We start from the raw sequence: 15411 nt of genomic DNA, 5'->3' as shown, positions 1-15411 counted from the left end.
AAATTTAGTGAATATGAAAACATTAATTGCTTTTGTTGTTTTATTAATATGTTCAGTTAATCTTTTTGGACAGTCTAAAGCAAAAATTGGAATGAGCATGGATGAAGTGCAAAAGTTATATCCTAAAACTGAATCCGGGTCATACCAAAATACTATTACGCTTTCATTCATGGATACACTTTACGGTATTTCTGGTGAATGGGGCTACCGTTTTGAAAACAATAAATTAAACTGGATGCATTTTGATAAATACATTAATGAAATTAATCAGGCAAATTTTGACCTTTGTTTAAAAGCTACAAAGCAAATAATAAAAGATTATTCAAAAGTGTTTAATTCACCTGATACTTTAATTACAGGCACAACTTCTTTTGTTGATCCCTACAAAAAGCATCATTATGGATATGATGTTATGGAAGCCAGATGGAATAATTATAACGGAATGAAAATTAAAGTAGAATTTACTTTTTTTGGAGGAAAAGGAGATTATCAGTTTATTGTTATAATAAATTACTTTGATAAGGATTATCCTTATTTTGATTAAAATAAAGTATTATTTAATTACTTAGAAACAGCAAAGTTATTTTTCAGATTTTGGTATTCAATTAAATCACATTTTAAACTACCAACAATTAAATCGAATTGAATTCTTACGGGTAGAAAATTTTTATCGTTAGAAATCCATATTGTAACGTCATTCTCAGTATCAAAAATTCTTCCGGGTTCAACAACAGGGCAAAATTTTAAACAATTAATTTTTCCCATTTTTGTTTTTATAGTTTCTGTTCCTTTATAGCGAATCTCTAAAGTAAAAATACCATCATCAAAATAAGTGTCAATTTTTAATATGTCGCCTTGTTTTAAATCGCTAAACATAGCCCGACGTGCATAATAAAATGCAGAAAGAATATCTACTGTGTTTTCGGGAACTTTTACTTTCCCCTTTCTTTTTGTAATAACAAAATTTTCTTTACGATTAAAAAGAACTTCGTCGTAATATTTATATGTATCTTCTGTGATATCTCTAATAGCTTTTACAGGTAGACCATTATTTGCATCAATAAAAGTTTCATATACGTCTCGAACTTTAAAAAGCTTGTCGGTTACACCTACAGATTTTCCGATTGCTTTAGCGTGATGAATTTTTTTTCCGCTAACTTCGAGTTCTTCCATTGCAAGACTGGCAACACCTCCATCAATAAAACCAAAATGAACAAGATATTTTAATTGTTCACCTGATTTATAGGCAGTATTTGGTATTTCTTCGTTTTTTACTTGTGCATTGAGAAAAGCGGGAACGAAAAAAATTATAATAAATAATACTCTTTTTAACATATCCACAATTTTTAGCGGTTAAATTTTCAAATCGCATGCCGTAAATATACCAATTTTATTTAATTTATGAAGTAGGTGTAGTTAATTGGTGGTTAATGGCAGATAATTAAATTGTTGTAAGAATGATGGTGTTGTTAATTAAGACTAGAAAAATTTCTTGGTCGATTTTATTGCAACAAAATCTTTAAGATAAAAAGGTTCAAAATATGCAGTGTCGGCAAACTGATTTTTATTATAAAGTTCATTAGCTAATAATGCAACTGCTTGTGCAGAAGGTTCTATGTTTCCTGTAAAGGTGGCATTTGGCGAAGTAATAATATTTTTACATTTTTCAACTCCTGAGCCAAAGAAAATAATATTTTTTTCTTTCAATTCATCTTGAAAGCTGTATTCGTCAATAATCATTGCAGAAACAGGTTTAATCTCTTCAAGAGTTGTTGTATATAGTGCAGTATAAACTTCCATTCTTCTTGCATCTAACAATGGGCAGAGAAGTGTTTTGGAAAATTTTTTTGTTTCAGGATATAAAAGCAAATACTGTTGAGTCAAAGCCTTTAAAGTATCAACAGTAATAGTCGGAAGATTTAAACCATAGCAAAGTCCCTTAACTACAGAAACTCCAATTCTTAATCCGGTATAAGAACCAGGACCTATGCTTACAGCAATTGCATTTAATGATGTAATTTCAAAATTATTTTCTGCAAGCAAATCATTTATCATTACTGTTAATAAGCGTGAATGTGCATTTTGTTCGCTATTTTCTTTGGAGCAAATTATTTTATTGTCCGACCACAATGCAATTGAACAATTAGTAGTTGAAGTTTCTATAGCTAAAATATTTGGCATAGTTCTAATCAAATCTTTTTATTGATTCGATGTTAAGTTATTTGTCTCCTGAGAAAAGCATTTCAGCTGGAACCTTTTTAACGCGATCTTTATCTTTCAGCTTTTTGCTTATTATGCTGTAAGGAGCAGAAACTACTTCATCATTTTCTTTAATACCTGATAAAATTTGTATGAAGTTATTATCCTGAATTCCGGTTTTTATTTCAACCATCTCTACTGTTCCGGATTTACTGTCAAAACGAAATACATATTCTTTAAAGTCATTGTCAGCTTTCTTTACAACATCTTCTTCATTTTCTTTTTTGGGTTTATTAAAACCTGTTTTATTTAAACTGGAATCAATTCTTGTTGTAACCGATTGAATAGGTACTGTAAGTGTATTTCTTTCAATTTGAGTCTGTATGTCAACTGTGGCTGACATACCAGGACGAAATGGGTAAAATTTAGGATTATCTTTTGGAATAAGATTTAAATATGATTCTGCTAAGATCCTGATTTTTACTTCAAAATTTGTAACCTGATCTGTTGTTATTCCTGTAGTGCTACCTGTAGTGTTTGACGAATTTGCTATAGAAGTAACAATACCTTTAAATTTCTGATCGGGATATGCATCTATTTCAATTGATGAAGTGTCAAACATACTAACGTGTACAATATCATTTTCATTAACATTTACTTTAACTTCCATAATGTTTAAATTTGCAATACGAAGTAGTTCAGTTCCTGTCATCTGCATTGTTCCAACAACTCTTTCTCCATATTCCACACTCAACTTTGAAACAGTTCCTGACATTGGCGCATATATGCTTGTTTTAGTCAGATTTTCATTTGCTTCCTTTAATGATGCATCACCACTTTTTACATTAAAATCGGCACCAACAACTGTTTGTTTCGCTGCTTCAACATCTGCTTTACCCATGTTATAAGCTGCAAGTGCATTGTCGTAGTCTGCCTGAGAAATAGCTCCCTGTTCAAAAAGTTTTTTATTTCTGTTATATGTTAATTCGGTTTGAGTAAGTTGTGCTTCAACCTGAGCAAGACGTGCTTTGCTGTTAGCTAAGTTTGCTTTTGCAGAGTTTAACGAAGCTTCCATTCTTTCAAGACTGGAAATGTAAGTGTCAGGTTTTATCTTTAATAGCAAATCACCTTTTTTAACTTCGTCGCCTTCTTTAACATTAAGCTCAACAATTTCGCCCGACACATCAGAACTTATCTTAACCTCAGTTTCTGGTTGAATTTTACCATTTGCAGTTATTATTTCAACAATACTGCGCTTTGATGCTTTGTCGGTTGTTATTTCGTATTCAATACTATTTCCAAACCAGCCAAGTCTTTTTCCTACAAATGCTATAACAATTAGTACAATTACAGCTATAAGTAGTATTCGGAAAGTTTTTTTCCGGTTAATCATAATAATTTTATTTAAAGTTTTATTGGAATGCCACGATAAAAATCAAGAATTTTAATTCTGAAAACATATTCGTATTTTGCTTTAATAAGCTCTGAACGCGCTTTAGCAAGATTGTTTTTAGCAAGATTAAAATCAACAGTATTTATCATTCCAACATCAAATTTTTGCTGTATATAACGAAATGATTCCTGTGAAGCTGTAACAGATTTTTTTGCTGCTAAATATTTTTTTATTGAAGCAGTTGCGTCTGCATATGCCTGCTGAATTTCTTTTTGTAATTGTTTCTCGGCAAGGTCGTATGAGTATTTGGAGTTTAACGCATTTATTTTAGCTGAGCTAACAGAATAGTTTGTTTGCCAATTGTTAAATATAGGAATACTTAAACCAAATGAAATACTTTTGCTGACATTATCTTTTAACTGATCGTTAAAAGATGGTGTAACGTAATTGTAAGTATAGGTAGGTGAATAAACATCAAACTGATTCCCAGAACCATCTAATGCAAATCCTGTAACAACAGGCGTGCCTAAACTCATTCCTGTTACAGATTGTCTTTGTGATGAATAGCCTGTTGAGTAAACTCCACTTAAAGTTAATCTGGGACTTCTGTAACCTCTTGCTATTGCAAGTCCTTTTTCTGCACTTTTCATTCTTAACTCTGCACTTTTTATCTGAGGAAGTTTTTGAATTGCTTCCTGAAAGATTTCTTCAGGTGTTGTAAATGAAAAACTAGTTTCAGGCTCAGGGATTAATGGTTTTTCAATATTAAAACTATCTGTAAATCCAAGTTCCAGCAACTGATTTAATGTAAGGTAAGACATTGAAAGCTGATTTTCTGCACTTACAAGTTGCATTTCATCTGAGGCTAGTTGTGATTGCATTTCAAGATAATTTCCCTGAGCAATACTTCCTGCTTCATATAATTTTTTATTTCTTTCTGCTTGTTCTTTTGAGAGTTCAACCTGATTCTGGGCAACGTAAACAAGTTCGTCACTAAATAATATTTGCAAGAATGCAGAAGCAATATTTAGTGAAATATCATTCTTTGCTTTTTGTAAATCTTCTAATCCAGCCTGAAAGTTAAGTGAGCTTTGTTTTAAAGTGTTAATATTCTGAAAACCATTAAAAAGTGTAATCGAACTTGATAACGAAAAATTATTTGAACTAACATTATTTTCAGCAAATTGATTTGTAAGAGGGTCAATTGAACGACCAAGTGAATAATTCTGACCGGCAGAACCATTAAGATTTGGAAGAAAAGACATTTTACTTTTCAGGTAAGAAGCATTAGCATTTTTTGAAGAAAGTTCCTGAATTTTAATCTGAATATTATTTTCAATTGCATAATTAATACACTTTTCTAAAGACCATTTTTCCTGAGCACTTGTATTAGTGTAAATAATAATTATCAATAAAATAGCTAATGGCTTGATAATATACATATAATGAATTTTATAATTCATAAAGATAAACACAATAGTTTTAAAAATTATTCAAACTTGTTTTAGATTAGTTTTTTTAACAAATGGACACATATAATATTTTGAATTTTAAACATTAGATTTTAATATTTTTATAATTTAGCATTATAAATAATTAATATTATGAGAGCTATTATTTTGTTACTTTTTGTAAGTTTTACAATGTTTTCATGTCAGTCAACAAAAACTGAAACTGTAGATGTTGCAAAATCTAAAGCTGAAATTCTACAGGTTGAGAAGGATTTTCAAAAAATGGCAACGGAAAAGGGAATAAGAGAAGCCTTTCTTTTTTATGCCGCTGATAATGTTGCCATGAGCAGGTTCAATTTGATTTACAAGGGGAAAAAACAGGTGAATTTGTATTTTGATTATGTTAAAATAAATGATGCGCAATTAACATGGTCTCCTGATTTTGTTGATGTTTCTTCATCTGGTGATTTGGGTTATACATATGGAAAATATACATATACACATAAAGATTCTACCGGTAAGGTAATTGAAAGTAAGGGTGCTTTTCATACCGTTTGGAAAAAACAGGCTGATGGTAACTGGAAATTTGTTTGGGATTAGTTTTAATTAATCTCAATATTTTTAACCGCGTTATCTATTCTGTTTATAATTTCCTCTTTTCCCAACAACTCAACTATTTCAAACATTCCAGGACCTGATGTTGTTCCAACTACAGCAATTCTGAAAGGAGTCATTACTTGTCCTAAGCCAATGTTTTTCAACTCAAAATGAGTTTTTACTTTTTCTTCTAATGAATGAACTTCTAAAGTTTCTGCTGATGCAATAATTTCTTTTAGTTCATTAAGTATTGCTGGTGTTTCAGGTTTCCAGCGTTTTTTTATTGCCTCTGCGTCATAATTTTCAGGAGCTTTAAAAAAGAACATACTTTCTTTTAAAATATCTTTTACAAAAGTTGCACGATCTTTAAGTAGCTCACAAATTTTTTCGATAAGAGAAATTTCTGCATTAATACCTTCCTTTTCAAGTTCCGGTTTTAGCATTAAAGCAAGTTCGCTATTACTTTTTATTTTTAAGTATTGATGATTGAACCATTTTGTTTTGTCCGGGTCGAAACGTGAACCAGCTTTTCCAACCCTCTCAAGTACAAAAATTTCACATAATTGTTCTAGTGAAAAAATTTCCTGTTCTGTACCTGGATTCCATCCCAATAGCGATATCATATTAACAAAAGCTTCGGGAAAATATCCCCATTCACGATAACCAGAATAAATTTCTCCCTCGGCAGTTTTCCAGTCCGTTGGAAAAACAGGAAATCCAAGTTTATCTCCGTCTCTTTTGCTTAGCTTTCCTTTACCGTCCGGTTTTAAAATTAATGGTAAATGTGCAAATTCAGGCATAGTGTTATCCCATCCAAAAGCACGATATAACAACACATGCAATGGCAATGACGGTAACCATTCTTCGCCACGAATAACGTGAGAAATCTCCATTAAATGATCGTCAACAATATTTGCTAAATGGTAAGTCGGCATTCCGTCAGATTTGTATAAAACTTTATCGTCAAGAGTATTTGTGTTGACTTCAACTTTGCCACGAATAATATCATTCATGTGAATAATTTCGTTTTCGGGCATTTTAAAACGAATAACATAATGCACGCCTGAGGTTAAAAGTTCTTTAACTTCGTTTTCAGGAAGCGTTAAACTATTCCGCATATTTTTGCGGGTAAAAACATCGTATTGAAATTGTTGCTTTTGTGCTTCTTTTTCTTTTCTGATATTATCAAGTTCTTCCGGTGTGTCAAAAGCATAGTAAGCACTTCCGCAGTTTATCAAAGTGTCGGCATATTGGTGGTAAATTTCTTTACGATCAGATTGTCGATATGGTCCGTATTCGCCACCTTTTACTACATCTTCGTCGAAATTTATTCCGCACCATTTTAGCGATTCAATTATATATTCCTCGGCTCCGGGAACATATCTTGTCTGGTCAGTATCTTCAATGCGAAGTATTAATTTACCGTTATTTTTTTTTGCAAACAGATAATTAAATAAAGCAGTACGAACACCACCAACATGTAATGGACCTGTTGGGCTAGGAGCAAAACGAACACGAACTGGACGACTCATAAAAATTAATTTTTTGCAAAAATAGCTAAAGTTTTTGCGAATAAATAAAATCGGGAAACGTCAATTTGGCATTATTTCGAATATAAACAAGACGGAATGTCTTTGCATGTGTTTAATAAACAGACATAATAACATGTTTTTATGTTTGCATTTTATTTGAAATAAATTATTGAAAAATTTTAGTAAAAAGCTTAACAAAATACAATTATGAATTTTAATAATTTTACGATAAAATCACAGGAAGTAATCCAGCAGTCGCAGTTGCTGGCAAAAGAACATAATCATCAATTTATAGAAAATGCACATGTTTTAAAAAGCATTTTTGATACTGATGAAAATGTTTTGCCCTTTATTCTTAACAAATTAAACGTAAATATTCCGGTTTTTAAACAGGTATTGGAAAGCATCATAAAAAGTTTTCCGAAAGTACATGGAGGCGAAACATTATTTTCTGCAACAGCTGCTGCCATGCTAAGTGATTCTGTAATTTTGGCAAAAGAAATGAAAGATGAGTATATCTCAATTGAACATCTTTTAATGGCTATGAGTAAGTTAAAATCAGAGATTTCTCAATTGTTAAAAGATAATGGTATAACAAAAGAAAGCTTAAGAAATGTAATTTCTGAGCTTCGCAAAGGAAAAACAGCCGACTCGCAAACAGCTGATGAAAATTATAATTCATTGTCACGATATGCTAAAAACCTCAACCAACTTGCGAATGAAGGTAAGCTCGATCCGGTTATTGGCAGGGGCGAAGAGATTAGAAGAATTTTACAGATATTATCAAGAAGGACAAAAAATAATCCCATTCTTATTGGTGAGCCGGGTACAGGTAAAACTGCTATAGCCGAAGGATTGGCAAACCGTATTGTTAAAGGAGATGTTCCAGAGAACCTGAAAAATAAAAATATTTATTCTTTGGATATGGGAGCTTTAATTGCAGGAGCAAAATATAAAGGTGAATTTGAAGACAGGCTAAAGTCATTAATAAAAGAAGTGATTTCGGCAGAAGGAGAAATTATTTTATTTATTGATGAAATTCATACACTTGTTGGCGCAGGTGGGGGCGAAGGCGCAATGGATGCAGCAAATATACTTAAGCCGGCTCTTGCACGTGGAGATTTACGTGCTGTTGGCGCAACAACACTAAACGAATACCAAAAATATTTCGAAAAAGATAAGGCACTTGAACGAAGGTTTCAGAAGGTTATGGTAAATGAACCTAATAGGGAGAGTGCAATCTCAATCTTAAGAGGAATTAAGGAAAAATATGAAACACATCACAAGGTCAGGATTCAGGATAGTGCAATAATCGCTGCTGTTGAATTATCACAGCGATATATTACAGATAGGTTTTTGCCAGATAAAGCAATAGACCTTATAGATGAAGCTGCATCAAAATTAAGAATGGAAATTAATTCCAAACCCGAAGAACTTGATTCGTTAGACAGACGAATAATGCAGAATGAAATAGAAATTGAAGCTATAAAAAGAGAAAATGATAAAGCAAAATTAAAAGAGTTGCAAAAAGAACTTGCCGACTTAAAAGATAATAGGGACAGCGTTTTTGCAAAATGGAAAAATGAAAAAGAGCTTGTTGAGAACATACAAGCAACAAAGAACAAGATAGAGTTACTAAAAAATGAATCGGAAAAAGCTGAACGTGATGGCAATTACAGTTTAGTTGCAGAAATTAGATACGGAAAAATTCCGAAGGAGGAATCTTATCTTAACAATATGCAGGAAAATTTAACGATTAATAAAGATAATTTTCTAATAAAGGAAGAAGTTACTGTTGAAGATATTGCTGAAGTTGTTGCTAAATGGACTGGAATACCGGTTTCGAAAATGCTGAAGAGCGAGAAAGAAAAATTACTCTTTCTTGAATCGGAATTGCATAAGAGAATAGTTGGTCAGGAAGAAGCTATACAGGTTGTGGCTGACGCAGTAAGGCGTTCAAGAGCTAATTTGCAGGACAGCAGGCGACCAATTGGAACATTTTTGTTTCTTGGAACTACCGGTGTCGGTAAAACCGAGCTGGCAAAAACACTGGCAGAATATTTATTTAATGATGATAATGCAATAACCAGAATAGATATGAGCGAGTATCAGGAAAAGCATTCGGTAAGCAGGCTCATAGGAGCACCTCCGGGATATGTTGGTTACGACGAGGGAGGACAGTTAACCGAAGCTGTAAGAAGAAAACCTTATTCTGTTATATTGCTGGATGAAATAGAAAAAGCTCACCCTGATGTTTTTAATATTTTGTTACAGGTTCTTGATGAGGGGAGGCTTACTGATAACAAAGGGCGTTTAGCCGATTTCAGAAATACAATAATAATAATGACGTCAAATTTAGGCTCAACTATTATTCAGGAAAGGTTTGAAAGTATTGGAAATAAAAACAAAGATGCATTTGCTGAGGAAACAAAAACAGAGATAATGACATTGCTTAAGAAAACTATAAGGCCAGAATTTTTGAACAGAATTGATGAAATAACAATGTTTACACCATTAGATATTAACGAGGTAAACGAGATTGTGAGAATTCAGATAAAATATCTGGTCGATTCATTGGCAAAAAAAGAGATCAATATATATTTTTCAGATGAGGTAATTTTATTCCTTGCAAAAGCAGGTTATAACCCACAGTTTGGAGCACGACCAATAAAAAGAATTATACAGAAAGAAGTATTAAATAATCTTTCAAAAGAAATAATATCGGGTAAAATAAATACAGGAAGCAGAATTAACGTTACGGTTGAAAACAATAAATTAATTTTTAATGTAAATTAATTGCCTTATTATCTGGCTCGTGTTTTCACGAACCAGATAATAAACACAAAAGAATGAACCAATAAAGTTTCATTGAAAAATAACAATGTGTAATCATATTAAAATATTAGTGGTATAACTTTCAAATAGTTTTGTGAGATTTAGGCTAGAATGATTCGTGAGAGCACGAAGCTGAGAACACATTATTAAAGTTATTCTTTTACCCTAATTTTTTATAAATTTTGTAAAATAAACTTTAGTACTTGTGTTTATTTTAATTGTATATAACCCAAAAGGATAATCTTTAATATTAATTTCCAATAACTGATTTTTTGGAATAATCGTATTTATAAACTTTCCTTCATTAGAGTAAATTTCAATATTTCTGGTGTGCTCAGGTAAATTAATCCAAATCACATTATCTGCAGGATTTGGGAAGCTTAATAATTTTTGAATTTGTACAATGTTCTGTAGTGATAACGAAGAAACAAAAGTGTTATGTGTAGAATTTGTTACAACAGCAGGGTTATAATCAAAAAAGATATATGCTTTATTCTCAACAATAGTAGAATCTGTCAAGTTAGGTTTCGGTTCAATACTATATTTAACAAAACCTTGGCTGCCAAAATTGTTTACATTACTATCAGGTAACAGAATGTTATAAAAAGTAAAAACTATTTCATTATTGTTGTTTATCTCCCAAATAACAGGGTGGCTACTAGTTAAAACCTGAAATGTTTCGATATTAAAATTTGTGTTAATAGTATCACGAATTATAACTTTAAAGGCAGTATCTGTACCTGTATTTTGGAACCGAATAGTGTAACTTAATTTAGTGTTATGCAAAACCAATCCTTTTTGACCAATTCCCATTGGTGACACTATTTTATCATTAGGGTCATAAGAACCTGTTACAATTTGAAAAAGTGTGTCGTAATTATTTGCAATATTACTGTCTGGCAATAATGGTGTTATCCATGCATTAGAAATTAATGTGTCGCCAAAGTGAAGTGTATCTGCTGGCATATGAAAATTTACTCTAATTATATGACTTGTTCCAGGTCCTAATAAAATGTTATTCCAGGTAAGGGCATTTCCAGTTTGAATTATAGGAGTTTCGGAACTATTGTTAAATGAAATTAAAGAATCATGCGCGAAATTTAAATTAACTGTTTCAGTAACTGTTCCCCAATTTTTAACAGATAACCAATAGTCAGTGTCAAAACCTGGTCTAACTGGTGAGCCGCTTATATAAACAGCTTTATCATGAGTATTTAATTTTGATTTAAGAGCAAAGTTAAGTGTATCTATTTTTTGTGATAAACTGTCAAGTGAAATATGATAGTCATACACATTGTTAGTAGAATACCAGTATGGTTGTGGAAGATATGAAACTGAATAATTTCCGGTATCAGCGGATGCAAAATAATAAGTTCCATCATTATTTGAAACAGCATATTCTGGACCTGGTAACAACTTAACCATTTGACCTTTTATTCCTTGTTCGTTATTATCGCATATCCCGTTATTGTTTAGGTCATTAAAAACCTTTCCTGAAATAGAAGGAAAAACTAGTTTTATAACCCAAATATCACGGTTTCCATGGTTAGAATAAACATCACCATCAAAAGAATTGGTTAAACCAGCCAATACCATTTCCTTTTCAGAAATTAAAACTGGTAAAAAGAAGCCATCGGTTAAACCACCACCAAAGCATTTCTGCAATTTAAGGTTTAATAAAGAATCTGTTTTTAAAATCCAACAATCATAGTTTCCACCATGAAATCCTGTAACATCTCCATTTATTGAATTAGTTCCACCAGTTGCAATATAGCCATGATCTTGGGTGCTATTTATAGACACACAACCATCAAAATTAAACCCACCAAAACATTTTTGATTAGTAATATTACCTATAGAATCTGTTAGTAAAATTGTTACATCAAAATCTCCATGGTTACCCCAAATATCACCGTTAGTAGAGTTTGTAGATAAACCAACTAGATATTTTTTATTTGATAATTCTTTTACGTATAGGGTTCTATCATCACCAGTTCCACCAATACATTTCTGCCATTGAATATTTCCAATGGAATCAGTTTTTACAAGCCAACCATCATAATATCCATGAAACTGTGTAACCTGACCATTATTTGACATAGTCCATCCGGCAATAATATATCCTTTGTCGCTTGTTTGTTGGACTCCAGTTGCTACATCAGAAAAACTTCCACCAAAACATTTCTGCCATTGAATATTACCTGCTAAATCTAATTTAACCATCCATAAATCATCATCACCGTGATTTCCTGAAATATCTCCATTATTTAATTGAACATTTCCAACAAAAACATATCCACCATCAGTTAATTGAATAATATCATGGGCTTGATCACTTCCTGTACCTCCAAAACATTTTTGCCATTGAATATTGCCTATAGAATCTAATTTAACTATCCAACAGTCTGAATTCATACTATGGTTTCCTGAAATATCGCCATCATTTGAACTAGTATAACCTGCAATAATAAATCCATGATCATTTGTTACACATATAGATCCTGGAAAATCATAATTACTTCCACCAAAACTTTTTTCCCACTCTAAACTTCCCAATGAATTTAATTTAATTACCCATATATCTTCATAACCCATACTTGTTGATATATCTCCATTTGTAGAGTTGGTGCTGCCAACAATGACGAAACCACCATCCCAACATTTTTTAATAGAATAAGGCTCTTCTGTTGAACTTCCTCCAAAAGAATTTTGCCATTGAATAACAGGCTGAGAAAAAAGATTGTTAAAAATAAAAAGTATAACAATAGTAAGAAAGCTATATCTTAGTTTCATAAATAATGTAATTAACACAAAGTTATTAAATGTTTTGTGCTTTTATATATTATTAAGCTATTTTTTTGTTTTTAAAATTAAGGGAATGTTTTTTAGATATCAGAATATTCATAAATAACAATAAGTCTTTAACCAACAGTTCTCCAGATTTTTGTATATTTGTTTAATTAGTTACCATAAGTGGTTATAAGGGTGACATGAATAGAAGTTAGCCATGCTTCGAGGGCCTCATCATGACCATCTTTAGGTGTTTTTATAAAATCGTTATAATTTTGAGGCAACCTTTTGTAAATATTGTGTTCTTATATTGAAAATAAATAAAATGCTTCCTGAGGAACTGCTAATAGAACAGTGTAGAAAAGGAAAGCAGGCTGCGCAAGAAGAACTGTATGATCGTTTTTCTGCAGCTATGCTTAGCGTTTGCACACGTTATAGCGGAAATAAAACAGAGGCAGAGGATTTATTGCAGGAGGGTTTTATTAAAATTTTCAAATATATTTATGACTTTAAAGCAAAAAATGAAGGTTCTCTTGCTGCATGGATAAAGAGAATAATGGTAAATACTGCTTTAAGTTATTTAAGAGAAAAAAAGCGTTTTTCGTTCATTGAAGATATTGAAACAGTTCCAATTCAGGATCACGAGGATGTTTTATTTGATGAAAATGAAATAGTCTCACCTGGCAGCCAGGAGCTTATGAAAATGATTTCTGAATTACCAGAGGGTTATAAGTTAGTGTTTAACCTTTACGTAATTGAAAATTATGGACATAAGGAAATTGCCGACATGCTTGGCATTTCTGAAGGAACTTCAAAATCGCAACTTTCTAAAGCAAGAGCATTTTTGCAAAGAAAAGTTGTTGAATGGGAAACACGAAAAAAAAAACTTTTAGTAGCAGTATAAAATAGAAAATAAGATATGGAAGAGAATAAACATCCGGTAGATAACCTTTTTTCGAAAGGAATTGAGGGTTTCCAAATGGAACCTTCGCCGGAAATTAAAAGGAAAGTCTTCGCTTCGCCATCGGCAATTAAGCCTATTAAGCCATGGTTTATAGGAATTAACTGGATGTTGATTACAGTTTCTGTTATTGCAACAGCTTCTTTTATTATTTATTTTGGATTTAATAACAATATACAATCTAATAATACTGCAGAATTAAATAAAAATAATATTACAAATTCAGCTATTGAAATTACTAATACACAAAATACAAATTCAAATATTGAGAATGAAAATGCTATAAAACAAGAGAATAAAAAAGTGGTTGTTGCCCTTAGCCAAAGTCCAGAGCATGTCGATGGGGGAGTCAAAGGGTCAGCCACAGAAAACAATGAAAATGATGTTAAAATTAGCAAAGCAAATAACAACATAAAGAATATTAATGAAACTGTAAAATATGAAAATATAAATACGATTGCTCCTGAGCCTATCGACAAGCTAAAAACAAATTATAAAACTGAAAATAAAAATATAGAAAATAAACAAATTGCAGAAAATAACAATAAAGAAATAAGTAAGGATAAAATAACTACTAATTCAGTTGCAGAGAAGAGTAATACAGATAAGCAAGTTGTTGAAAATAACAGTTCTGATTTAGCAAACAACTCAGCAAATACAAAAGATAAATTTGAGTTAAGCCTTAGTTCCAGCAGCCAGATTGAATTTCAAATTGAAAAAAGTTCTATCTTACTTTTTATGGAAAGAAAAACAATTTTACTTTTATCGCAACAAATTGCTGAATGTATGAAGTTGCTTTCAGAAAAACCTGCTCATTTTAATAAAGGATTATGGTATGCAGAAATAAAAGTCGGAGCTTTTGATTCTAAATATAAAGTTAAATCAAAAAGTGATGAATTTAAACCTGCCGCTGATGCAAAACAGGAAATGTTAAAGCCATCAATTGGTTATGATTTTGGAACTAATGTAGTTTATCAACGAAATAAATTAATTTTTAAAGCCGGATTAAATTATAATAATTATGGTGAGAAATTGTCTGGAAACCTATTTTTAACAAATCCATATAACAGTGAGCAGATAAATTTTGTAAACAATCCTTATGATGTAATAGTTAATGGTAATTATTATAACTACGATACTTTAGGGAGCTATTATCATTATACTTATGTTCAAACAGACCAGATCATTAAAGTTGATTCTGTTCTTGCCTGGCATGTTCAGAAAGTTTTGGTTGATATGTACGATACAACAAATGTTACAAAATTTGACACTTTACCAAAAACAACAATATACAATAACATTAAATATTTTGAAGTCCCATTATCTTTTGGTTATGTTTTTCCTATGAGAAGATTTAATATTGCTGTAAATGCAAACATAGCTCCCGGTTACTTCATAGCAGTTAGCGGTTCACAAATGAATACTGAGAATTATCCTGCACTTGAACCTTATTCAAAAACAACAATACAGAAATTTACACTTTCAGCTGGAGTTTCTTTTGAATTGGGTTATATGATAAATGAAAGTTTAACATTAATTGCAGAACCTTATTACAAAAGATCACTTTTACCAATGTATTCAAGTAAAAGCAATATTAATCAATCTAATCAAAACTTTGGTTTTAGAATAGGGATAAGAAAATTATTATAATAG

At 31.4% G+C, this 15411-nt stretch carries 11 protein-coding genes; 5 read left to right on the top strand and 6 right to left on the bottom strand.

Features of this window, described 5'->3' with window-relative positions; all coding sequences use genetic code 11:
- Nucleotides 1-13: 13 nt before the first annotated feature.
- Complete coding sequence (locus HY951_03965; protein ID MBI5539189.1) at nt 14-544, top strand: hypothetical protein; 531 nt, start codon at nt 14-16, stop codon at nt 542-544.
- Between the two features lie 17 nt (nt 545-561).
- Here the strand turns inward: HY951_03965 and HY951_03960 are convergent, their stop codons facing one another.
- From HY951_03960 to HY951_03945, 4 genes are all read right to left on the bottom strand, one after another.
- Entirely contained in the window at nt 562-1335 is a 774-nt protein-coding gene (locus HY951_03960) for a DUF3108 domain-containing protein (GenBank protein ID MBI5539188.1), read from the bottom strand.
- 144 nt (nt 1336-1479) lie between these two features.
- Nucleotides 1480-2181 carry a tRNA (adenosine(37)-N6)-threonylcarbamoyltransferase complex dimerization subunit type 1 TsaB gene (tsaB, locus tag HY951_03955; GenBank protein MBI5539187.1) on the bottom strand — a complete coding sequence of 234 codons (702 nt, stop codon included), beginning with the start codon at nt 2179-2181 and terminating at the stop codon, nt 1480-1482.
- A 37-nt stretch (nt 2182-2218) separates the two neighbouring features.
- Nucleotides 2219-3592, bottom strand: a complete 1374-nt coding sequence (locus HY951_03950) for an efflux RND transporter periplasmic adaptor subunit (protein MBI5539186.1) — start codon at nt 3590-3592, stop codon at nt 2219-2221.
- A gap of 11 nt (nt 3593-3603) precedes the next feature.
- A complete protein-coding gene (locus HY951_03945; GenBank protein MBI5539185.1) occupies nt 3604-5034 on the bottom strand; it encodes a TolC family protein in 1431 nt (476 codons plus the stop codon).
- 162 nt (nt 5035-5196) lie between these two features.
- On the opposite strand from HY951_03945, the gene HY951_03940 reads away from it, so the two are divergent.
- Entirely contained in the window at nt 5197-5643 is a 447-nt protein-coding gene (locus HY951_03940; GenBank protein ID MBI5539184.1) for a DUF4440 domain-containing protein, read from the top strand.
- Between the two features lie 2 nt (nt 5644-5645).
- On the opposite strand, the gene HY951_03935 is transcribed toward HY951_03940, so the two are convergent.
- Nucleotides 5646-7172, bottom strand: a complete 1527-nt coding sequence (locus tag HY951_03935; protein ID MBI5539183.1) for a glutamate--tRNA ligase — start codon at nt 7170-7172, stop codon at nt 5646-5648.
- A gap of 207 nt (nt 7173-7379) precedes the next feature.
- Between HY951_03935 and clpB the strand changes: the two genes are divergently transcribed.
- Nucleotides 7380-9968, top strand: coding sequence for an ATP-dependent chaperone ClpB (gene clpB / locus HY951_03930; protein MBI5539182.1), 2589 nt, complete (start codon nt 7380-7382; stop codon nt 9966-9968).
- Nucleotides 9969-10172: 204 nt separating this feature from the next.
- On the opposite strand, the gene HY951_03925 is transcribed toward clpB, so the two are convergent.
- Complete coding sequence (locus HY951_03925; protein MBI5539181.1) at nt 10173-12800, bottom strand: T9SS type A sorting domain-containing protein; 2628 nt, start codon at nt 12798-12800, stop codon at nt 10173-10175.
- A gap of 322 nt (nt 12801-13122) precedes the next feature.
- Between HY951_03925 and HY951_03920 the strand changes: the two genes are divergently transcribed.
- A complete protein-coding gene (locus HY951_03920) occupies nt 13123-13701 on the top strand; it encodes an RNA polymerase sigma factor (GenBank protein MBI5539180.1) in 579 nt (192 codons plus the stop codon).
- A 15-nt stretch (nt 13702-13716) separates the two neighbouring features.
- Nucleotides 13717-15408 carry a hypothetical protein gene (locus HY951_03915; protein MBI5539179.1) on the top strand — a complete coding sequence of 564 codons (1692 nt, stop codon included), beginning with the start codon at nt 13717-13719 and terminating at the stop codon, nt 15406-15408.
- Nucleotides 15409-15411 lie beyond the last annotated feature (3 nt).

Source organism: Bacteroidia bacterium, from assembly GCA_016218155.1.
GTDB lineage: Bacteria > Bacteroidota > Bacteroidia > Bacteroidales > GWA2-32-17 > GWA2-32-17.
Note: the sequence above shows the minus strand (reverse complement) of the source record. Positions and strands in the feature narration are given on the sequence as shown.

Bases quoted from the DNA above. Each gene is read 5' to 3' on its own strand.
- clpB (MBI5539182.1), top strand. From the start codon at position 7,380: ATGAATTTTAATAATTTTACGATAAAATCACAGGAAGTAATCCAGCAG.
- HY951_03925 (MBI5539181.1), bottom strand. From the start codon at position 12,800: ATGAAACTAAGATATAGCTTTCTTACTATTGTTATACTTTTTATTTTT.
- HY951_03920 (MBI5539180.1), top strand. From the start codon at position 13,123: ATGCTTCCTGAGGAACTGCTAATAGAACAGTGTAGAAAAGGAAAGCAG.
- HY951_03945 (MBI5539185.1), bottom strand. From the start codon at position 5,034: ATGTATATTATCAAGCCATTAGCTATTTTATTGATAATTATTATTTAC.
- HY951_03950 (MBI5539186.1), bottom strand. From the start codon at position 3,592: ATGATTAACCGGAAAAAAACTTTCCGAATACTACTTATAGCTGTAATT.
- HY951_03935 (MBI5539183.1), bottom strand. From the start codon at position 7,172: ATGAGTCGTCCAGTTCGTGTTCGTTTTGCTCCTAGCCCAACAGGTCCA.
- HY951_03940 (MBI5539184.1), top strand. From the start codon at position 5,197: ATGAGAGCTATTATTTTGTTACTTTTTGTAAGTTTTACAATGTTTTCA.
- tsaB (MBI5539187.1), bottom strand. From the start codon at position 2,181: ATGCCAAATATTTTAGCTATAGAAACTTCAACTACTAATTGTTCAATT.
- HY951_03960 (MBI5539188.1), bottom strand. From the start codon at position 1,335: ATGTTAAAAAGAGTATTATTTATTATAATTTTTTTCGTTCCCGCTTTT.
- HY951_03965 (MBI5539189.1), top strand. From the start codon at position 14: ATGAAAACATTAATTGCTTTTGTTGTTTTATTAATATGTTCAGTTAAT.
- HY951_03915 (MBI5539179.1), top strand. From the start codon at position 13,717: ATGGAAGAGAATAAACATCCGGTAGATAACCTTTTTTCGAAAGGAATT.